Source organism: Hymenobacter lucidus (assembly GCF_020447265.1).
In the GTDB taxonomy this organism is placed as follows: domain Bacteria; phylum Bacteroidota; class Bacteroidia; order Cytophagales; family Hymenobacteraceae; genus Hymenobacter; species Hymenobacter lucidus.
The window spans coordinates 321,043-341,946 of sequence record NZ_JAJADR010000004.1 but is presented as its reverse complement, the minus strand read 5'-3'; the positions used below and the strand labels follow the sequence as shown (position 1 = coordinate 341,946).

Here is a 20,904-nt window from a genome sequence, read left to right as displayed (position 1 = left end):
CCGCCGGTTATCCGGCGGGGCTTTTTTTATGGCAATGATATACGTGTGTACACCAGTTATTTTGTGATGTATTCGGCGTAAAGTGCCTTTGCTGCGTCTATCCTCGGCTGTTTCAGATTGTTTCGATCACCAACTGCTTGTACTGCTTGCTCCCAATAGGGTAGTGGGCAGTACTTTTTGTTTGTGGGCTTTTCAGGCTTTAAGCCTAGCGCGTGACGGGTCTTGGATACGATACAAGGGGATAACTCCTTGCCGTTGTGCATGAATGCCATAATGCCTGTTGTAAAATTTGGTGTAAATTTCCACTCAAAGTATAGCGTTTCTGAAAAATGAGCGTATATTTACACCAGATAACCACTGGCGCTATGCTCCCCCACTTCAAAAGCCTGCTCGACCTCGTAAAAGCCTTCCCAACGGATGAGGCTTGCTTGCTGCATCTTGAGGCGCTGCGCTGGAACGGTACGCCCGTTTCCCCGTTCGACCCTACTTCGCGGGTGTACAAGTGCGCTGGGCACCGCTACAAGTGCAAAAACACCGGCAAGTACTTCAACGTCAAGGTCGGCACTATCTTCGAGGACACCAAGATTCCGCTGCAAAAGTGGTTTATGGCCCTCTATATCTTCTCGTCGCACAAGAAGGGTATCTCGTCGCACCAGTTGGCCCGTGATATTGACGTGACGCAGAAAAGCGCGTGGTTCCTGCTGCACCGCCTGCGCTATGCTTTCGAGCATCCCAACTTCAAGGCTACGCTTTCGGGCACCGTGGAAGTAGATGAAACCTACTACGGCGGCGTTGAGGGCAACAAGCACGAGAGCCGCAAGACTCCCGGCACCCAGGGCCGCAGCACCAAGACGAAGAAGCCAATCATGGGCGCTATTGAGCGCAACGGCAACATCGTAGCCGCCGTGGTAGAAGATACCAAGACGGGTATCGTTCAGTCGTTCGTGGAAAGCACTGTAGCTGAGGGCACGGTAGTAATGACAGACGAGTACGCTTCTTACCGTGGCGTTGCCAAAGTCTACGAGCACCAGATTGTACGCCACAGCGCCAAGCAGTACGTGGACGGTCTGGCCCACACGAACAGCATAGAGTGCTTTTGGAGCCACTTCAAACGCGGCATCGAGGGCATCTACCATTGGGTTAGCTTCGAGCACCTACAAGCCTACGTAAACGAGTTTACGCTTCGCTACAACACCCGCCGCTTTCACACCGCAGACCGCTTCAACCTGATTTTGGGCAATATCGCCGGACGTCTTACCTATAATACCCTGATTAGCCATGAGTAAAAAGCCATCTAAGCGCTCAGAAGAGGGTGCACAGCCTATAACTACCCCCATTATAGTTGAAAAGGCAGAACCGGAAGCACAGTCTTTATCTAAGGCTTTAAAAGACAAGAAGTTACGCGCAACCTACGAAGGCAAATTCACCATCGGAGAGATGGATTTGAGTTGTGCTGTTCTTGAAGATGGCAGTCGAATAATAACGTACAGCGCTGTTTTTGAGGCTTTTGGCAGAACTAAACGAGGTGCACAGAAAGATGATAGCAGGGTGCACACAATGCCAGCCTTCTTGAACGCCCGAAACCTTCAAGCATTTGTCGATTACCAACTTCGAGAGTTGCTTGTTCCGATTGATTATCTCGATATGGGCGGCAATGAGAAGCGGGGCTATAATGCCATGATTCTCCCCAAGCTCTGCAAAGTCTACTTGGATGCTCGCAGTACCCTTGACCCTGATACGCGCAAGCCTATCCTAACCCGCCAGCAGGAGCCACTTGCACGGGCTAGCGAGATTCTGCTTCTCGGCCTGTCCAACATCGGTATCATTGCCTTGATTGACGAGGCAACCGGCTACCAATATGAGCGGGAGCGTGACGAACTGCAAAAGATTCTCCAACTCTATGTAGCTGAGGAATTGCGCCCGTGGGCTAAGACATTCCCCGATGGGTTCTACCAAGAAATCTTCCGCCTCAACGGCTGGGACTTCACAGTGGGGGAGATTAAGAAGCGTCCGCCGATTATCGGCAAGTGGACGAATGAGCTTATATACAACCAACTTCCCAAGGGGGTGCTGGCCGAGTTGAAGGAGAAGACGCCTAAGAGCGCCGCAGGAAACTATGTGGCTCGCTTCTTTCAAAGTCTTACCAGCGACATAGGTGTTCCTGGATTGCACGCTCAAATCAACTCGATATGGGCGCTTATGCAAGTGTCCGATACGTGGGCCGAGTTTATTGCCCGCTTCAATAAGCTGGTACAGCGCCGCGCTGGACAGTTAGAACTAGTGCTCACCAAAGAATTGCCGAAAGCAAAGCCAGTTGTAATTCAGGAGCCTAAGTTTGATGACCAATTGAAAGCCCTGCTAAGTGTCCCACCACCAAGGAAGGAGAACAAAACCCTATTCGAGGATGAAGAACCATCACCTAAGCCCAAGAAGCATAAGAAGAAATAGAAACGGCCCCTCAAGCGAGGGGCCGTTTCTATTCAGTGCTTGTAGAGGGTAAAACCCCTGTCAACCCAAAGGATATGAAAAACTTGGCCTCGTCTGTGCCCAACAAAGGGGGCCTTACCCAAGAAACGAAAAGCTAAGAAGAAATCAATGTCAGCAGTCGCCCAACCAGGTGCTGGTGACTTGATCGAAGTTCGTTCTATCTTTTCTGCCCCCATCCCATGCCGGTGGATTAGACGGATTTGCTCCCAGGTCATTTGGCTAAGAGCAGCTAACTGCTTTACTAATGCTGTTGCTTCGTCATTAGTGCAGTGTGAAAGGTCATATGACTTAACTAGATACCTAAAACAAAACACCGGATGGTCTACATCCGGTGTTTTGTGAACAAGTTCAGGGGTTTTTAGCTTTACACCCTTCGTTGCTTTGGGATCTTTGATACCCTTTTTGCCTATGCTCACCTATTCTTCAATTAGTTGCTCCTTGAAGTAGGACTGCATGGTATAGGGGTTGATTTGCTGAGCTTTGGTTTCTATTGCTTCTATCCACGGGCGCTCCTCATGAGTCATATTCATCAGCTTCATGCCTGAAAACTGGCCGTAAACTTCATTTACCTCGCTAAGCAATTCTTCTTGTTCCTTGGTGAATTTGTCAGAGAATTCGTAAGAATTGGTAGGAGTGATGATTTGACTCCCGTTTTGCTTGTATGCGTGGTATAGCTCGCTTACCACTGGGCCATATTGCCAAGCCTCAATCGGGTCAGCAAACAACGGCTTGTCATACATAGCCAGATGGAAGCCCTGCGCATAGTAAACCAGCTTTTGAAGCTTCAGATTCGTGATGTCATTAGTCTCTGTGTCAGAAAGCTGAAGCAAGTACTCGGCAACGTCTCTAGCCTTCATAATCTTGTGGGTTAAAATGGGAGTGCAAAGGTAACACCAATCTCCTTAGCAAACGTGCCGAAAAAGTTGGCAAAATCTTCTTTACGAGCGAAGGAGCGACTAGGGGCATCAATGTAGCCTTTTTTTCTCACCTCGTTAGCCAGCGAAGGCAAAAGTAAGGTTGCTGGCTTGACCATCTTTGAGTAGGCAAGAACCATACCTCAAGATACACCTTTTCAAACTGGTGTACACACGTATATCATTGCCTTTTTTATTGGGCAGCACTTACGAAATAACTCTCCGGACCGGCAAGCTACTTACTCGCCATCTTCGTCGGGCAGAATATTCACATCCTGCACAAGCACCATCTTCTCTATTTCGCGCCCCCGGGTGGTATTGGCCAGGCCGCCGAGGGCCGTTTCTTTGTAACGGGTTTCCATGCTCTGGCCCACTTCGCCCAGCGCCGCCACGCACTGATCCACGGGAATAACCGGGTCGACACCGGCAATGGCAATCTGGGCGGAGGAGAAGGCAATGGCGGCGGCCGAGGCGTTGCGCACTACGCAGGGCACTTCCACCAGCCCCGCTACCGGGTCGCAGACCAGGCCCAGCATGCACTGAATGGTAATGGCTACGGCGGCGAAAACCTCGTCGATGGAGCCGCCCAGGCAGTAGACGATAGCACCGGAGCCCATAGCGGCGGCGCTGCCGGTTTCGGCTTGGCAGCCACCCACAGCCCCGGCCAGGGAAGCATTCTGCTCGATGATAAGGGCAATACCGGCCGCCACGAGTAGACCTTCCAGAATCTTGTGGTCGTCGAGCTTATGCAAGTCCTGAATGGTGACCAGCACGCCGGGCAGAATGCCCGAGGCTCCGGCCGTGGGCGCGGCTACCACCCGGCCCATGCACGAATTCACCTCTTTAGCTCCCAAAGCACGGGTGATAAGCTGCTTGAACTCGGGCGAAAGCACGGTGACGGGCGAGGCCGCAATTTTCTTGGCCCCATTGTTAATCATACCCGAACGGGAGGTCATGTCCTCGGTCAGGCCGGTCTTTACCGCGTCGCGCATCACATCGTAGGCGCGCTGTAGGCCGGGCCAGATATCGGCTTCGGCCCGGCCCTTCTGCTCGATTTCGTAGTCGAGCACGGGCTGGAAAAGCGGCTCGCCGGTAGCCTCGCAATGGGCTTGCCAGGAAGCAAAATCAGTGAATAGGAGCGACATGGTGGGTGGGAAAATGGGCGGGTGGAGAAACGTGTATCAGTAACAAACGCAGCCGGTGCGGTGCGGGTGCAAAATTCGCACTATTTCCGCCCGAGTTGGCAGGTTGGGAAGCAAAAAGGTCGGGGGCGGGCCCACAAAAAAGGAACGACAGGCACCCAATAAAAAAGAACGTCATTCCTCGCTTCGCTCGGAATGACGTTCTTTTCGAGGTTCCTATTCTTTTTCTTTCAGCGGCTACTTACGCTTCCTGCTTTTCGCTCACCAGCTTGATAGAAGCCGAGTTGATGCAGAGCCGCAGGCCGGTGGGCGGGGGGCCATCGGGAAAGGCGTGGCCCTGGTGGGCGTCGCAGACGTTGCAGAGCACTTCCACGCGCACCATGCCGTAGCTGGTGTCCTTCTTGTACTTGATGGCGTTTTCCTGCACCGGCTGAGTGAAGCTGGGCCAGCCCGTGCCACTCTCGAACTTGGTGCGCGAATCGTAGAGCGGGGTTCCGCAGCACACGCAGGCGTAGAGGCCGGCTTCGTGGGCTTCGCAGTATTCGCCCGTGAAGGCCCGCTCGGTACCGTGCTGACGGGTTACGTGGTATTGCTCGGCGGTGAGCTGCTGCTTCCACTCGGCATCGGTCTTTTCCACGCGCCGCTCGGGGGCGGGGCTGCCGTTGTTGGCCAGGCGGATTACGTCGTTCCAGGTTTGCATATATCGTTGGTTTGGGGAAGTAAAGGCGTATTCAAACACAACGCTAAACTCAGGCGGTTAGTTTTCAGCCCTGCCCTGGTCTGCTACAAGCTCGGCTCCCGACTACCTGAAGCCGCACGGCGGTAACGTAGCCTGGTATTGTTTTGGTTGGTGGACCTTGCTGCGCGAAGCACGCGCGCCGAATGAGGCAGATGACTACCTGCCCGGCAAAGCACCGCTATGAGCAGGCAGTGGTGAGCAGCGTCGCCTTGCAGGGCATAGTCTATGTAGTCCACGCCCTAGCGTGCTAGTGGTTACGCTAGTGTCCGCTGGCCGAGACAATTCGACCGGTGGTATCGTATTCCACAAAGTCGACCAGCTTTTCCTGCCCATCTACCAGGGCATACTTTCCCCGAATATGGATTCGGTACGCCGGCCTTTTGAAAAACTCCAGGTAGCGTCCCTGCCGCTTGCCATCAACCAGGCTGTCAATAAAATCGGGCTGGTTTTCCGGGTAAAACTCATAACTCAGCCCATTCGGCTTGTTGTCGCGCATCTGTTGGATGCGTTTAACCGTTGCATCTGGATAAAACCACCGTTGTGGTCCTTCCTGTTTGCCGGCCCGGTAGTAGAATATTGCCGCAATACCGCCATCAGGGTACAAAACCAGGCTACGGCCTTCCAGTACGCCGTTCACCGTGCGGAGCCGCCGCCGGGTTCCGTCCGGTCGGACTGACTCTTCGGTCGTTACCGAATCGGGCTTACACGACCCCACCAGGGTACTGCCAAGGCAGAGAATACTTGCTAGAAGGAAAGGACGCGCCCTTATCATAGTGCCTACTTTATTTCGGACGAATCGTATCCTGCCGGGCCCCATCACGCACGACATAGATACTGTCGCCGTTGGCATCCAATGAAAATTGGCCGCCCAGCGACGCTCTTTTGTGACTTGGGGCCGCGTAGGCGCTGTCGATCTGCTGTTCTGAGGTTTTCCGGCCAGAGTAGGTGACGCGGGCCGGCACGATGGCCCGAACCGGCAGGCGGGCTACGGCCGCCGAATCCAGCTGCTGGGGCACCCAGCCGGCTTCCTGCAGCTTCTTGTAGGCGTCCTGGGTAGTGCTGACGGTACTCTCGCCCACGCTTTTGGCGCCTATGCAGTTTTTAAATTGCTTGACGGCCGTTTCGATCAGCTCGAAGATATACTTGTAGGTTCCGGGTTTGGTCTTGAAAGCATCCTGAGCGTTCTTGAGCCATTTCTCCCGCATTTGCTGGGAAGGGTGCGGAATGCCCAGCCCTCCGTCCCAAGACGACGTGGTGACATCCATGACCCGTAGCAGCATGGTGATGTCTAGTACGCCTACTACGTGGCCCTGGCGGGCGTGCGTAGGAACCGAGCCGGTGGAGTGCGCGTCGTCGCCGTAGAAAATATAGCCGTCCTTGGGCTGGGGAAAGCTGGCCAGAACACGCTGCCAAAGGCGCCCCCAATCGATAGAGGCGGTTGGGTCCTGGGGCCGCCCTTGCCGGAACACGGCTTGGCTGCCCTGCACAGAAGAAGCCGTGGGCGGTACCCAGACAACGTGGCGGGTAAAAACTCCTCGTGGGTCCAGGGGTGAGGCAAGCGGAGTGTACACGCCTAGCTGTCCTTGGGGCAACGTAACAACCATTGCAAAGTACCCCGCTGAGGGCGTAGCAGCCGGCCCCGTATTCATTACGCGCCTACTGGCCACCGCTTTTGCGCGCGCTCCAAGCACCCGGCCCGGAGCCGTATTATCTTGAATACCCCCACGCTTCAGCAGGCTCTGATTTGAGGTCAGAGAGCCATACTGGGCCCGGGCGCCCGCTGCCCGACTGTGAGGCGGCTGGCCGCTCAGGCCGGCGGCCTGCTTGGATCGGGAGCTGTTGGAAGGGTTTGGCATAGCGCTATAAAACGAATTTTATGGACTTGCTTAAGGTACGTAACAACCCGCTGCCTGTTCAACTTCGGCTATGGAATATAGCCCGCGGCAAGTGTTGTTCCGGCGAACATACCATAAACTTTTCTACCTTGGCGGGCTACCACGTTATTAATATCATCCTATGGCTCGTCAAGTTACCGCCTCCGTGCAGTGTGCCGGCAGTTTGCTCGCTCCGGCTCAGGACATCCAATACCTGGTCTTGCACCAGGATTTGTTCGGACATCACCACTTCGAAATAGTGGTGCCATTCGACAACGTGGAAGGACCACAGGTCGCCTTTTTCTCGCAGGCCCACAAGCGGTTACTGGGTCAGCCGCTAAGCATCGAGCTGAAGGCCGACTCCTTCCATTTCAATCAAGGGCAGGTCTTCAAGTTCAAGGGCTTGGTCACCAACATTGCCACCAGCAAAGACACGGACTACGTGGGCAGCATCATCGTGCGCGGCTACAGTCCCAACTTTCTGCTGACCGACGGCCTGCAGCGCCGCACCTTCGTGAAGCAGACGCTGAGCAGCATTTTTAATAAAGTGCTGCAAGCCTACCCCGGCAACCTGCTCAAGCACAGCATCAAGCCCCAGCACACGGCGCCCATTCCGTTCGTGGCCCAGTACGACGAAACCAACTTCGACTTCCTGAGCCGCCTAGCCACGGAGTACGGCGAGTGGTTTTACTACGACGGCGAAACGCTGCAGCTGGGGGCCCCGGCCGCCGGCGCCGAGGAAGAATTCGTGGCCGATGGGGCCTACAACAACTTCACCTTCGGCATGGCCCTCAAGCCGGCCAAGGTGAAGATGTACGAGTACAGCTACCAGAAAAACGAGAAGTTCAAGAGCTCTACCAGCAGCCAGCAGGTGCCCGGCATTTCCAGCCATCCGTTCGGCAGCTTCGCCCTGGAGCAGTCCGAAAAACTCTTCACCGACGAGCTGCACGTATCGGCCGAAATGGTTATTGCCAGCGCCAGTGAGCTGGACGAGGAAGCCAAGATGGTGAAGGCCAACACGGCCGCCGAGCTTATTACCTTCGAAGGCCACAGCGACAATCCTTCCCTGCAGGTGGGTGGCGTTATCAATGTGAGTGGCGAAGGCCTGGGCAGCCGCCACATCACCGCCGAAAGCTTCGGCAAGTACCGCATCATCAGTATTTCGCACCACCTGGACGCGGAAGGCAACTACAGCAACTCTTTCACGGCCATTCCGCACTTTCTGAACGTGCCGCCCGTGCGCCCTGGCTACAACCCGCCGGCCGGCACGCCCGAGCTGGCCGAGGTTATCGACGATGCTGACCCCCAGAAGCTGGGCCGCCTGAAGGTGCGCTACCACTGGCCCGTGAATAACCCCAGCGACGCCGAAACCGACTGGATCCGGCTGCTGACGCCCTACAGCGGCGACGGCAAAGGCCAGCTCTTCAAGCCCGAAGTAGGCTCTCAGGTGCTCATCGGCTACCAGAGCGGCCTGGCCGAGCAGCCATTTGTGCTGGGCAATATGTTTCATGCCAATAACAAGCAGGGAGCCAAATACTCGCCCGACAAAAACTCGATGAAGGGCATCCAGACTTCGGGCGGCAACAAGTTTGTGATGACCGACACGCCGGGGCAGCAAAAAATCCTGATTTCCAACTCCAACAACAAGAACACGGCCGTGGAAGTCGGCTTCAACGGCGACGGCAGCATCACCATCAAAAGCAACGGCCCGGTTACGGTGCTGGGCTCCACCATCACGCTGGAGGCCGGCAAGGAGGGCGAAATCATGCTGCACGCCAAGAATATCACGATGGAAGCCGAGGAGCTGGTCCGCATCAGCTCGGTGACCAAGGACGTGGAGGTAGTGGCCAAGGAGAAGATGGCGTACCAGGGCCGCGAGGTGAATGGCAAGGCTTTGGAAAAAATGAGCCTGGACGGAGGCACCAAGCTCACGACGGATTCCGCTGATTCGCAATACCTGTAACCCCTTGCGCTATGGCCGACGACGCTGACGAGTACGTAATAACCGGGGCCCTGATGCATTGCAGCCAGGGCACTGTACCGGGCCTGTTCACCGCCACGCCCCGCACCACCAAAATCATGGGACTGGTGGCGGGCAACGAGCTGGACAAAGCCCCCCTGCTCAATATTCCTACGTTTGGCATCTGCCAGAAGCTTACCCAGATGGCCGGGGGCACGCCCGTGCCTTGCGTGCCGGCCTGTGCCGCCTGGCAGAAAACCTACCCGGCAAAAGTAGGCGGCGCCAAGCCGCTGCTCAAAATGTCGTGTGCCCAGTGCTCGGCTGGGCAGGGTAAAGTCGAGTTCATGATGTCGGGGCAGATACCCCTGTCCCTGGGAGAGCTGCAGGATTTGAACGAAGCCCGGCAGGAACAGGATGAGACGCTTGAACAGGCTGAAAAGGAAAAGAACTCCGTAGGCGAGGCGAGCTTTGCCGAAGGCCTGATTCCGATCTGGGGTTCGGGCCGGGACCTGATTCACGCGGCCCAAACCGGCGACAAGCTGGGCGTGGCCCTGAACGCGGCTTTCCTGGTCTGGGACGTAGCCTCCGTAGCGGCCGGGGTGCTGAGCTTCGGTACGGCCACGGCGGGCATGATGGCCGGCAAAGCCGGAGTGCGGGCCGCTCTGAAGGCGGGCACCAAAGTGGCGGGCGGACTAGCCAAGAAAAAAGCGGCGCAGCTAATGGCCAAGGCCGCCGCTACCAAGGCGGCCTTCAAAGCCGGCGTGTTGGCCACGCGCAAAAAGGCCGCCAAGCTTTGTGCCCGCGCCTGCTTTGCCGCCGACACGCCCGTGCTTACCCGCGCCGGCTTACGGCCCATTGTCAACATCGGTATCGGCGACGAGGTCTGGGCCTGGGACGAAGCCACCCAGGCCATGGACTGGAAACCCGTTACGGAGGTATTCCGGACCGAAGCCGAGGAAATAACCGAGCTGCACCTGGCCGACGAGCCCGCGCCCCTGCGCGTGACGCCCGCCCACTGGCTCTATGCCGAAGCGCGGGGCTGGACGGCCGCCGGCGACTTGCAGTCCGGGGACCAAATCCGCCGCCGGCAGGGCGAGGCCGTGGCTGTAGTCAGCAAACGGATTCTGGTGCAGGCCGAACCCGTTTTCAACCTGGAAGTAGCCGACTGGCACACGTATTTTGCCGGCCCCTGGCAGGTGCTGGCCCACAACAAGTGCGACGCGCTGACCGAGCTGGTCGATATCGGGGCGGGCGTACTCAAGAAGCGCCTCAAGCCCAACACCACCTACGTGCGCAACGGCTACGAGTACGCCACCGATGCCTACGGCCGTATTAAGCGGGCCGCCGGTGAGCTACGCCAGAGCCCGGCCGCGCGCGACAACTACATGCAGCGCACGGTGGGCAAGAAAGACGGCCGCCAGGCCGGCGACGCGGGCGGACACCTGATTGGCTCCCAGTTCGGCGGACACGGCAACAACTCGAACATGGTGGCCATGATGCACGATGGGGTTAACGCCTACCCCAACGGCACCTGGGGCAGCATGGAAAAATCCTGGGCTGATGCATTGGCTGATGGGAAGAAAGTACACGTGGATATCAACCCTATCTATAAGGACGCTACAGCTCGACCCCATAGTTTTGAAATATTCGAAACTATTGATGGAGTGAAAAAGCAGCGCATCATCAACAACTTTTAATAAGGAGCTTCATGACTGACGAAATTCAAGACTTACTTCAGCATATCGGCCAACTTGCCTTTAGTAGTGTGCCCAAGGAAGATTGGACTACAATTACGTTAGCGGTTAGAGCCATTACCTCTTATGTGGAACTTGATGCCAGTTATGTACACGATGAAAAACAAATTTCGTCGCTTACTTTCTTTATGAATGACAGGCATTTAGAATATGATGAGCGGACCGCTCATAGCTTCGAAAAGCTGCGCCAGTTGATGTACGACGAAGCGCCGTTTCGCGGGGCGTGGTACACAGCCGTAATGACCATTACACAAGACGGCAAGTTCGACACCGAGTTTGAGTATCAGGAGAAACCCAAGTTCGACCACATGCCCGTGCCGGAAGCTTTTGCCCAGGACTTCGAGCACTTCCCGCGCAACGAGGAAAGTACCCCGGACTGGCTGAAAGAAATCGTGCAGCAGTTCGGCCTTACCTACCACGAGCCCGAGCCTCTAGCTTAATCACACGAAAAAGCCCCGGCTCCCACCGGGGCTTTTTCGTGAGCCTCTAGGTCCATGCTGCACGCGACTGGCACACGTATTTTGCCGGCCCCTGGCAAGTGCTGGCCCACAACAAGTGTGACGCACTCACCGAGCTGGTGGATATCGGTGCGGGCGTGCTCAAGAAGCGCCTCAAGCCCAACACCACCTACGTGCGCAACGGCTACGAGTACGCCACCGATGCCTACGGCCGCATTAAGCGGGCAAAAGGCACTTTGCGCATTGAGCCTAAAGCCACTCGGGCACGCACCCAAAATCCGTCCTCTGCTGAGTACATGCAGGGCTTGGCGGGCAAGGGAGATGGCCGGCAAGCTGGCGATGCAGGCGGCCATCTGATTGGCGACCAATTCGGTGGGGCAGGCACCAATGCCAACTTGGTGGCCATGAAGCACGAAGGTGTTAATGCGTACCATACAGGCAAATGGGGGCAAATGGAGAAAGCCTGGGCCAAAGCACTTAAAGAGGGTAAGACCGTGGAAGTAGATATTGAGACTATTTATAAGGATGCCAGTGCCCGACCACACAGCTTCGAAGTAACGGAATGGATTAATGGAGTAGAAAAAACACACACCATCAACAACTTCTAATGACCTTCTAATGACCGACGAAATTCAAGAGTTATTTCAACATATTGGCCAACTAGCTGTCGACAGTGTACCGACCGATGAGTGGGATACCATTACGATAGAAGTAAAGGCAATAAGGAGTTTTGTGGAGCGGACTGTCTCCTACAGCCATCGGGAAAAACAGCCGGCTCCAAAGACTTTCGGCATAAAAGACAAGGGGTTGGACTACGATTTGCGCACTACCCCCAGCTTCGAGCGACTGCGACAATTGATGTATGATGAAGCGCCCTTTCGCGGAGCTTGGTACACAGCCGTGATGCGCATCAGCGAAAATGGGGAGTTCGATACTGAATTTGATTATGAGCAAAAACCAGCTTTCGATTATGAGGCAAGTCCCGAGGAATACAGTGTAGACTTCGAGCATTTCCCGCGCAACGAGGAAAGTACGCCCGATTGGCTGAAAGACATTGTGCAGCAATTTGGCCTGCACTATCACGAGCCCGAGCCACTAGCTTAAAACATGAAAAAGCCCCGGCATCCACCGGGGCTTTTTCATGCACCTCCGGGTCCATGATGCACGACGGTGTCAATGGCATACACCAACGGCACCTGGGGCAGCATGGAAAAATCCTGGGCTGATGCATTGGCTGATGGGAAGAAAGTACACGTGGATATCGAGCCGATTTATGATGTCGGCAATGCTACGGCGCGGCCCAACAGCTTTAGTATCATTAAAACTATTGATGGCGTTGCAAACAAACGGACCATCAACAACTTCTAACTTATTGCCTCATGACAGACGAAATCCAAAACCTATTTCAGCATATCGGCCAATTAGCAGTTGATAGTGTGCCTGCCAGTGAGTGGGATATGGTCACAGTAACTATCAGAGCTATTCGCTCCTATGTTGAGGAAAATGTTGTTTATGTGCACAAGGAACAACAGCCAGTACCCAAAACCTTCATCATCAATGATCGGGGCTTAGAATACGCGGAGCGCACAACTCCAAGCTTCGAAAAGCTGCGCCAGTTGATGTACGATGAAGCACCGTTCCGCGGGGCGTGGTACACGGCCGTGATGACCATTACCCACGACGGCAAGTTCAACACCGAGTTTGAGTATGAGGAGAAACCTAAGTTCGACCACATGCCCGTGCCGGAGGCCTTTGCCCAGGACTTCGAACGTTTCCCGCGCAACGAGGAAAGTACGCCCGATTGGCTGAAAGACATTGTGCAGCAATCCGGCCTGCACTATCACAAGCCCGAGCCTCTGGCCTAATTGACCACACTAAAAAGCCCCAACTCCTACCGGGGCTTTTTCATGCGCCTTCGGGGACATGATGCACGAAGGGACAACTCCTACTGGTTATTTTAAATAAGTTTATTCTACTTTTTAACTAAGCTCAAAAGTCTTTATGACAATAGACAATAACCTTTCAGAACTGAGAAAACATTTAGGCAGCTTCACCATAATTAATGAATTGCCTGAGCACTTGTTTGTGCCGGTAGAATGGCACCCATTTATTAAAGCATCAGCTAAGGAAAGCATTAAGCATATCGTTGACATTTGGAGCAAGCACTACCGGCAGGAGTTCAGTGTATTGCTCGAAACATTCGAAAAACACCTGACCTCAGTCCAAGTCATCGAAGTCAACAAGAGTGTAGCTCTGCTGTACATCTTCAAAAATCCCAAAGGTCAGTACGTTAATTATATTGGACATGCGCCTTTAATGCCGTATCAAATTCCTGAGGCCATTCAGAAATTTCCGTTGCCGGACAATTTTCTGGGATTTTATACCCGTATTCATAACGGATGGTACGAAATAGAATCTGGTGCCATGGGCCCGATGCCGTTAGAAGAAATATTCCCCCTGTCGGATATGGAATGGGGCATCCTGGATGAAATATCCATCGACTATTCCTTGGATAAAGTTCTGGCGGTATTCTCGAATAGTGCGGGGGGTTATTTGTGCTGGAATTTCAATACCGACGAACCATCTGGATTGGTCTGGTGGGATGATGAGGAACCGGATTTTGTTGATTTTTGGGATATTCTGGATGAATGGGCAGCCATGGGAATAAATGAATACTAACCCTTTTCCTGGCCCATAAGAAATTAGTTTGTAAGCGGCTTTCTTATTTATGCTCTGAAGGCGCAGCACAAAAAAAGCCCCGGCAACTATTGTTGCCGGGGCTTTTCTATGCAGACTCAGATGGATTTACACCCACTTATTGTCCAGAACCGCGCCGTTGGCGTTGATCTTGTTGGCCGAAATGGTCAGGCTCAGCGTCATGGAAGTGTTGGTGTCGGCGCCGCGGGCGTCGAAGTGCTCAGCGTAGCTCACGCAGTAGGCTTCCTCGAAGGAAATCTCCTTCAGGGTCGAGTCCTGGTCGATGCGCTTGAACTGGATTTTGCCGCTCTCCCGCTTGTAAGGGTCCAGCATCCAGCTCGTCAGCGAAGCGCTGTCGGTAGAAACAATCGTCACTTTGATAGTGCCGCCCTGTACTTTCGACGAAGGACGACCTTTGTCGTCGATGGCTTGATCGAAGGAGTAGCTGCAGCTTACTACTTCGCAGTCACCGCTACCAGCGGCATTGAAGAATGCACTAAATGAGGCCATAATACAATTGTTAAGGGGTTAAAAAAATGGTGGAAAGGAAAGGTTACTGTACTCAATGTCAGGTTATCAACGCCTCCGTTACAGCTTTCTGCCTCTGCCCACTTCTCGTAACTATCTATTGCTGTTTGTACTCAGCGTTCCAGTCGCGGCCGGGGTCGTTCGGGTCATCACCCTTGGTGCCATCGAGCGAAACCAAGAAGGTTTTGGCCGGGAAGTAAGGCACCATGTGGATGTCGAGCAGAATCCGGTCTTTCTGGTTGGGGTCGCGCTCAAATTTCTTGATGGAGAACTTCTCAATCAGCTTGCCAGGGCCGGCAATTCCGTCCAGGAACCGCACCACTTGGCTCTGAATGTCCATGCGCATGTTGTGGTCCCAGTTTTCGAAGGCCCGGCGGTTGAGGAAGTCAATCAGCACCTTGGTCACGTAGTCGAACACGCGCACGACCGAGTAGGTCTGCAGGCCGATGTTGTCGCCGTTGAACAGCGTTTTGGCCGAGAAGGCCATGACGCGACCATACTCATTTACCATCGGTACCAGCCCGAGCTTTTCGAGGTTGGCAATTTCGCTTTTGCGCAGCGGAAACCGTACCCCGTCGACCTCGTTCAGGGTGCCGTGCTTGCGGCCAGCAGTTACCTGCGAGGCCAGCGTGCTGTAGATACGGCCGGCCAGAGCCGATGAAGGCGGCACGAAGAGGTCTTCCTCCTCGCCTACTTCCTCCAGCTTGCCCCTGCCCACGAGCCAGTTGCAGGCCATGATGACATTGGACTTATGTGCATCAGCCCCCGTAAGGTTGGCTTCCTCGAACAGCTCAATTACGTCGTCGGGCGAGTCGTAGTGCTCGAAGTCGGTGACCATCATCACCTTGTTCTTGTGGGCAATCTTGGCCCACTTGTCGATTACCTTGTTGGAGCCCAGGTAGCCGGGCACCACGAGCAGTGAGTAGTTGTCGCGCAGGTCGAGGCGGTCAAAGTTCTGCTCCAGCTCGCCCGAAACGGCATCAATGAAGGTGGTATTGTCCAGGTCCTGCAGCTGATCCTTGTCGGCGTTCAGAATGGAAATGTTCTTGACCTCGTCCTGGTCGGTGTTGCGGTAAAATAGGGCCACCGAGCGGTACGACTGCTCCATATCGTGCGTGGCCTCTATGGCTTTGCGCAGGTTGTCGGTCAGCTGGTTGTTCGACGATTCCACCTGGGCTTCGCACTGTTCCACGGCATCGGCTACCGATTCGGCTTTACTGAGCATTTCGTGCCAGAGAGCCAGCCGCTTCTTCAGCTGCTGCCGGTCGGCCTTCTTGCTGTCTTCGGTAAGGAAGATTTTTTTGCGGGCCTTTTTCTCGGGGTTCAGGTTGGAAGCGCCATCAATGGTCGTTTCCAGCAGGTCAAAACCACCGAATTTGGCCAGGGCCTGCGCATTTTCTTCTAGGCGGGGAGCCAACTCCCGCTCGCGGGAATTGGCGGAAGAGGGTTGTTGTTCGGTTGCCATATAGGGAAAACCTATCGGTTAGGAGCGGATAGTAGGAAAGAATGGAGCGGAAGGCCAGCTAGTCCAGCTCGCTGATCATGGCCTGAATAGCCGCCAGGAAAGCCGCCTTGGTTTCGGGCGTATCGAGAGCGGACTTCAGGATCTTGTTGGACTTGAGCTGGCGCAAAAGCTTCTGCAGATCATCAGCCTGCGTGTTCAGGTCTTGTAGGAAGGTGCTTTGGTTGATGATACCCTTCTTGCCAAAATCGCCGAGCGACTCAAAATGCAGGGTTTCGGGCATCACCGTGCCATCTTCCTTGGCAAACTCTACCTCAACGGCCGGCTTGAAATGGGCGAATACCGCCTCCGGGGTTTTGAGTCCTTCCACAATCTGAGCCCGCAGGGGCGCATCGGAAGTGAGCTTCTGCACCAGTAGGGTGCGGTTCAGTGGGATGTCGGAAATAGCCTCTGACGCGCCGTCTAGTTTACGCTCCTGACCCCCGATTCCGTAGTTAAACATAAGCAGAATTTTTTAGCTAAACCGACCACAATCAACCTGTTCGGATGAGCTCTATACGTCCCATCGAGGCCGTAAGGTACAGTAATTTAAAAAATCGACTAGGAAAAAAGCAGAAATCTTGGTTTAATAATATGCAAATTCCTATATACTAGAATGTTGCCAATAGCATACTTCATGACGAAAAAATTATGCAATAGGCATTTCGCCGGGGGCAAAAGGATATTATCCTACCTTACCGCCCCAATCCTACCATTTCAGGGGAGCCGACGCTTGTATCCCTGAGCGGCTCCGGGCCGTTCCTGCTTCATTCCCTATCTTATTCCCTTTATGGCCTACTCCGAAGAGTTAAAGCGCGCCCTGCATATTGCCCAGGCCGTAGCCCACGAATACCGCCACGAATACTACGCCGCTCCCCATCTGCTGACGGCCCTCTTGCACAACGAAATAGGGCTGGCCTCGTGGCTGGCCGTGGAGCTGGGCAAGGATGTGCACTACCTGCGGGAGTGGGCTGAAGTACGGCTCGAAGGCCTGCCCAAAGCAGTGCGCCCCCCCGAAATGCCGGCGGCTGACAAGGAGTTGAAGCCGATTCTGGAAGTGGCCGACCTGGTGGCGTTGCAGCTTTCCAAGGACCAGACCGACCCGCTCTGCGCGCTGGCGGCCCTGCTGCGGCCCGGGCTGGCCTACACTACCGAGCAGCTGAAATCGTTGCCCCTCACCCAGCGCGAGGTGATAGAAGCTACCGAGCCCGATGCCATGCAGCCCGTAGCCGTGGGTGCCGACGGGCAGGAATCGGCCCCGCTGACGGACCGCGCCGCGCCGGCCGGCAAAGCTGGGGCCCTGGCAACCTACTGCGTCAACAAAACGGCTCAGGCCGAAGCCGGCAAGCTCGACCCCATCGTGGGCCGCGACCGGGAAACGCGGCAGATGGCCGAGATTCTGGGGCGGCGCACCAAGCCTAACGTGCTGCTGGTGGGTGAGCCCGGCGTGGGTAAGTCGGCCTTGGTGGAAGGCTTTGCCCAGCAGATCGTGCAAAAGAAAGTACCCGGGCATTTGCAGCAAGTGGTGCTGTTTGAGCTGGATTTGGGCACGCTGGTAGCCGGTGCTTCCTACAAAGGCGAAGTGGAAGACCGTATCAAGAGCGTGCTGAGCGAAATCAAGCAGTATACCCGCGCTATCCTCTTCATCGACGAGATTCACGTGCTGCTCGACCCCAAAGGCTCGGCCGGGGCGGGCATTGCCCAGCTGCTGAAGCCCGAACTGGCCCGGGGCGAAATAACGGTTATCGGGGCCACGACCAACGATGAGTACCGCCAGTATATCGAGGCCGACGAAGCCTTCAACCGCCGCTTCGACGTGCTGCGGGTGGAAGAGCCCAGTGTGGTAGTGGCCGAGCGAATGGTGGACAGCGTGCTGCCCTACTACGCCGCTCACCACGGCCTGCAGGTGGGCGAAGGCACCGTGGGCGAAGCCGTGCGCTTGGCCAAGCGCTACATCAAAGACCGGCAGCTGCCCGACTCGGCCATCGACCTCGTGGACCGCACCATGGCCGCTATCCGCATGCTCGACGAGCATGCCAGCGCCGAATTGCTTGGGCTCCAGCAGGATTTTGAAGCCCTGGTGGCCCGCAAGCCCGAGCTGGCCGAAGCCGACTACCTCAAGGAGCTGCGCTGGTTTTTGTACCAGGTGCAGAATCAGGTGAGTCACCTCTGGCTCAACCAGCTCGACCAGGAGCAGCAGCCCGACACGCTAGAAACCGCCGAAGCCCTGGAAAGCTACATCCGAGAGCTACTGGCGGCAGTGGTAGTGCTGTCGGCCACTAAGAAAGACAGTGTGGAGCGCACCGACATTGCCGCCGTGGTATCGGGCAAAACCGGTATTCCGCTGGGCAAGCTGCAAAGCAACGAGCGGGACAAGCTGCTGAACATGCACCAGACGCTGCAGCAGCGGGTGGTAGGCCAGAACCACGCGGTGAAGGCCCTGTGCGAAGCCATTCTGGAGTCGCGCTCCGGCCTGACCAAAGCCGGGCAGCCCATCGGCTCGTTCTTTCTGCTGGGGCCCACCGGCACCGGCAAAACCGAGCTGGCCAAGTCCCTGGCCGACTTCCTGTTCAACGACGAGTCGTTCCTGATTCGCTTCGACATGTCGGAGTTCAAGGAAGAACACTCGGCCGCGCTGCTCTACGGCGCGCCTCCCGGCTACGTAGGCTACGAGGAGGGCGGCATGCTCGTGAACAAGATTCGGGAGAAGCCTTACTCGGTGGTGCTGTTCGATGAAATCGAAAAGGCCCACAGCTCCGTGTTCGACATCTTTCTGCAGATTCTGGACGAAGGCCGCCTGCACGACCGATTGGGCCGGGAAGGCGACTTTTCCAACGCCGTTATTCTCTTCACCTCCAATATCGGCAGTGAGCAGATCATCCAGGCCTTCGGGGCCGGCCAGATTCCGGCTACTAACACGCTGATGGAAACCATGAGCCGGCACTTCCGGCCCGAGTTTCTGGCCCGCCTCACCGAAATCGTGCCCTTCGCGCCTATTTCGGAGGAAAATGTGGTCCAGATCTTCGACATTCACCTACGGCCATTGCAGGAGCAGCTCAAGCGCCAGGGCATCACGCTGGAGCTGTCGGCGGCGGCCCGCGAGCATCTGGCCTTATCGGGCTTCACGCCGCGCTACGGGGCCCGGCCCATCAAGGGCGTGATTCGGCAGCAGCTGCGGCGGCCTATTTCCCGGATGATTATTGCCGGGGAAGCAGGCAAAGGCACGGTGATTTCGCTGAACAAAACGCCGGAAGCCGAGGAGCTAACCTGGCAGGTGCAGACCGGCGAGGAGCTGGCTGAGCCGGCCGCCACCGCCGCCGAAGCCGTTGGCTAGGTACGGTTTGGCGGGAGTTTTCAATTCGTGCTAGCTGCTACTCTATGACTTACATCAATGCTGAGCTACGGCTGGATGGCCAATCGTATCCGCTGGCGGCCTGCTCCTTCGGGTTTCGCCAGAGTACCGATGCGCGGGGCCGCCCCAACTCAAAAGTAGTGGGTGTGCCCCTGCAGCTGCTCCTCGATGGCGAAGAGGGCCCCGCGCTGGCCGAGTGGGCCAGCCTGCCCGACAGCCTGCGTAGCGGCGAAGTCGTGTTTTTCCCCGACGAGGCCACCTTGCCCCACCGCACGCTCACGTTTACCGACGCGCGCTGCATCCACCAGCACGTGCAGCTGCTGCCCGGCGCCGAAGAAGCAGCCCACCAGTGCCTGCTCGTGCTTTCGGCCCAGCAACTGGAAATAGACGGGCAGGTGCTGGAGCAGCGCTGGAACAAGCCGCCCAAAACGCAGGGCGCTGCCAAAAAGCCGGCGGCCAAAGCCGAAACGCCAACTCAAGCATTGGCCGCCGCCCAGCAGGCAGTAGCGGAGGCCAAGCCAGAACTTTCGAAAAAAGAGCGTTACACCGCCCGCCGTACCCTGATGCAAACGGCCAGCACCAAACTGGGCCTGGTACCGCCCGAGCTGGCCGGTGAGCCCGAGGCCAATGTGCAAAACGCGCTGACGCGCTTGGAACGCAATAACTGGGCCGTGGAGCGGGCCCGCCTGAGCCAGCACGTGTACGACAGCCACAAGATTCCGCCGGTGGAGGAGCCGCCGGGCTGGCACAAGCTCGACCCGCAGGAGCTGGCCCAGCTGGGCGTGTCGCCGGAAATGCTGCTCGACGACAAGTCGGGCTTCAAAGCGGCGCTTTATAACTCCTCCTTTGAGGACCCGCCCAAGATTGTTATTTCCTACGCTGGCACCGAAGACAAGCCCGATATTATGGCCGACCTCCGCCAAGGCATCGGGCTCCGGGAAAAGCAGTACGACCGGGCCATGGACCTAGCTAAAGCCGTGGTAAAAACCCTGGGCAAGGACGACGTGGAAACGACCGGCCACTCGTTGGGCGGCGGGCTGGCTTCGGCGGGCAGCGTGGTAACGGGTATGAAAAGCTACACCTTCAACGCGGCGGGGCTGCACGCCAACACCGTTAAACGGGCTCCTTACAGCATCTCTCGGCAGGCCATGCAGGAAAAGGCCGCGCTGATTGATGCTTACCGCTCTACCGCCGATCCGCTCAATAACTTCCAGAATGGCTTCAACTTCCCACGCGGCTATCTGGCCCCCAAAGCGCTGGGCGTTTCTCACCCCGTGCTGCCGGCTCAGCCATGGGTGCACCAATGGAAGGAGCTAGTAACCGGCAACCCCCTGAAGGCCACTAAAAGCATGCTGCTCGACGGCCACGGCATTTCGCCTCAGATGGTGGACCACATCGAAGCCGAAAAAGACCAGGACATTGGCGTTCTGACCAACTACATAGCCTCTTGAAGCGGCTATTTGTCTCATACCAAGCTGGGCAGCGCGCCTGTGCTCCC

Annotated in this window: 21 protein-coding genes; 12 read left to right on the top strand and 9 right to left on the bottom strand. The window is 56.1% G+C overall.

Going from position 1 to position 20,904, the window contains the following annotated elements; all coding sequences use genetic code 11:
• Positions 1 to 365: 365 nt before the first annotated feature.
• On the top strand, positions 366 to 1,286 hold the full coding sequence (locus tag LGH74_RS15535) for an IS1595 family transposase (RefSeq protein ID WP_226177046.1): 921 nt from the start codon (positions 366 to 368) through the stop codon (positions 1,284 to 1,286).
• Positions 1,279 to 2,448: a P63C domain-containing protein gene (locus tag LGH74_RS15530; protein ID WP_226177045.1), complete on the top strand. Its 1,170-nt coding sequence runs from the start codon at positions 1,279 to 1,281 to the stop codon at positions 2,446 to 2,448. Before LGH74_RS15535 ends, LGH74_RS15530 begins: the two co-directional genes overlap by 8 nt.
• Before the next feature lie 455 nt (positions 2,449 to 2,903).
• Here LGH74_RS15530 and LGH74_RS15525 read toward each other — a convergent pair whose 3' ends face one another.
• From LGH74_RS15525 to LGH74_RS15500, 6 genes are all read right to left on the bottom strand, one after another.
• On the bottom strand, positions 2,904 to 3,344 hold the full coding sequence (locus LGH74_RS15525) for a Panacea domain-containing protein (protein ID WP_226177044.1): 441 nt from the start codon (positions 3,342 to 3,344) through the stop codon (positions 2,904 to 2,906).
• An 11-nt stretch (positions 3,345 to 3,355) separates the two neighbouring features.
• Positions 3,356 to 3,541: a hypothetical protein gene (locus tag LGH74_RS15520; protein ID WP_226177043.1), complete on the bottom strand. Its 186-nt coding sequence runs from the start codon at positions 3,539 to 3,541 to the stop codon at positions 3,356 to 3,358.
• A 99-nt stretch (positions 3,542 to 3,640) separates the two neighbouring features.
• Positions 3,641 to 4,546 carry an L-serine ammonia-lyase, iron-sulfur-dependent, subunit alpha gene (sdaAA, locus tag LGH74_RS15515; protein WP_226177042.1) on the bottom strand — a complete coding sequence of 302 codons (906 nt, stop codon included), beginning with the start codon at positions 4,544 to 4,546 and terminating at the stop codon, positions 3,641 to 3,643.
• A 238-nt stretch (positions 4,547 to 4,784) separates the two neighbouring features.
• Positions 4,785 to 5,243 (bottom strand): peptide-methionine (R)-S-oxide reductase MsrB, encoded by a 459-nt coding sequence (gene msrB / locus LGH74_RS15510; RefSeq protein WP_226177041.1) that lies wholly within the window; start codon positions 5,241 to 5,243, stop codon positions 4,785 to 4,787.
• Between the two features lie 298 nt (positions 5,244 to 5,541).
• Complete coding sequence (locus tag LGH74_RS15505) at positions 5,542 to 5,886, bottom strand: toxin-antitoxin system YwqK family antitoxin (RefSeq protein ID WP_226177039.1); 345 nt, start codon at positions 5,884 to 5,886, stop codon at positions 5,542 to 5,544.
• A 178-nt stretch (positions 5,887 to 6,064) separates the two neighbouring features.
• Positions 6,065 to 6,853: a hypothetical protein gene (locus LGH74_RS15500; RefSeq protein WP_226177037.1), complete on the bottom strand. Its 789-nt coding sequence runs from the start codon at positions 6,851 to 6,853 to the stop codon at positions 6,065 to 6,067.
• A gap of 445 nt (positions 6,854 to 7,298) precedes the next feature.
• On the opposite strand from LGH74_RS15500, the gene LGH74_RS15495 reads away from it, so the two are divergent.
• The 8 genes from LGH74_RS15495 (at position 7,299) to LGH74_RS15460 (ending at position 14,007) form a co-directional block, all read left to right on the top strand.
• Positions 7,299 to 9,119 (top strand): type VI secretion system Vgr family protein, encoded by a 1,821-nt coding sequence (locus tag LGH74_RS15495; protein ID WP_226177036.1) that lies wholly within the window; start codon positions 7,299 to 7,301, stop codon positions 9,117 to 9,119.
• 11 nt (positions 9,120 to 9,130) lie between these two features.
• On the top strand, positions 9,131 to 10,813 hold the full coding sequence (locus LGH74_RS15490; RefSeq protein ID WP_226177035.1) for a DNA/RNA non-specific endonuclease: 1,683 nt from the start codon (positions 9,131 to 9,133) through the stop codon (positions 10,811 to 10,813).
• A gap of 185 nt (positions 10,814 to 10,998) precedes the next feature.
• Positions 10,999 to 11,310 (top strand): hypothetical protein, encoded by a 312-nt coding sequence (locus LGH74_RS15485; protein WP_226177033.1) that lies wholly within the window; start codon positions 10,999 to 11,001, stop codon positions 11,308 to 11,310.
• Between the two features lie 98 nt (positions 11,311 to 11,408).
• Positions 11,409 to 11,936 (top strand): DNA/RNA non-specific endonuclease, encoded by a 528-nt coding sequence (locus LGH74_RS15480; RefSeq protein WP_226177031.1) that lies wholly within the window; start codon positions 11,409 to 11,411, stop codon positions 11,934 to 11,936.
• Between the two features lie 10 nt (positions 11,937 to 11,946).
• A complete protein-coding gene (locus tag LGH74_RS15475) occupies positions 11,947 to 12,432 on the top strand; it encodes a hypothetical protein (RefSeq protein ID WP_226177029.1) in 486 nt (161 codons plus the stop codon).
• 72 nt (positions 12,433 to 12,504) lie between these two features.
• Positions 12,505 to 12,696: a DNA/RNA non-specific endonuclease gene (locus tag LGH74_RS15470; RefSeq protein ID WP_226177028.1), complete on the top strand. Its 192-nt coding sequence runs from the start codon at positions 12,505 to 12,507 to the stop codon at positions 12,694 to 12,696.
• 11 nt (positions 12,697 to 12,707) lie between these two features.
• Positions 12,708 to 13,193: an immunity protein YezG family protein gene (locus tag LGH74_RS15465; protein WP_226177027.1), complete on the top strand. Its 486-nt coding sequence runs from the start codon at positions 12,708 to 12,710 to the stop codon at positions 13,191 to 13,193.
• Between the two features lie 136 nt (positions 13,194 to 13,329).
• Entirely contained in the window at positions 13,330 to 14,007 is a 678-nt protein-coding gene (locus LGH74_RS15460) for an SMI1/KNR4 family protein (protein ID WP_226177026.1), read from the top strand.
• Between the two features lie 126 nt (positions 14,008 to 14,133).
• On the opposite strand, the gene tssD (LGH74_RS15455) is transcribed toward LGH74_RS15460, so the two are convergent.
• The 3 genes from tssD (LGH74_RS15455) to LGH74_RS15445 form a co-directional block, all read right to left on the bottom strand.
• Positions 14,134 to 14,535 (bottom strand): type VI secretion system tube protein TssD, encoded by a 402-nt coding sequence (gene tssD / locus LGH74_RS15455; protein WP_226177025.1) that lies wholly within the window; start codon positions 14,533 to 14,535, stop codon positions 14,134 to 14,136.
• Between the two features lie 115 nt (positions 14,536 to 14,650).
• Positions 14,651 to 16,018, bottom strand: coding sequence for a DUF5458 family protein (locus LGH74_RS15450; RefSeq protein WP_226177024.1), 1,368 nt, complete (start codon positions 16,016 to 16,018; stop codon positions 14,651 to 14,653).
• 58 nt (positions 16,019 to 16,076) lie between these two features.
• On the bottom strand, positions 16,077 to 16,517 hold the full coding sequence (locus LGH74_RS15445) for a hypothetical protein (RefSeq protein WP_226177023.1): 441 nt from the start codon (positions 16,515 to 16,517) through the stop codon (positions 16,077 to 16,079).
• A gap of 327 nt (positions 16,518 to 16,844) precedes the next feature.
• Here LGH74_RS15445 and LGH74_RS15440 point away from each other — a divergent pair, with 327 nt between their 5' ends.
• Both LGH74_RS15440 and tssD (LGH74_RS15435) read left to right on the top strand, forming a co-directional pair.
• Positions 16,845 to 19,388 (top strand): ATP-dependent Clp protease ATP-binding subunit, encoded by a 2,544-nt coding sequence (locus LGH74_RS15440; RefSeq protein WP_226177022.1) that lies wholly within the window; start codon positions 16,845 to 16,847, stop codon positions 19,386 to 19,388.
• A gap of 44 nt (positions 19,389 to 19,432) precedes the next feature.
• The gene (gene tssD, locus LGH74_RS15435; protein WP_226177021.1) at positions 19,433 to 20,857 is read left to right on the top strand and encodes a type VI secretion system tube protein TssD; all 1,425 of its coding nucleotides are present in this window, start codon (positions 19,433 to 19,435) and stop codon (positions 20,855 to 20,857) included.
• The last annotated feature ends 47 nt before the right edge of the window (positions 20,858 to 20,904 follow it).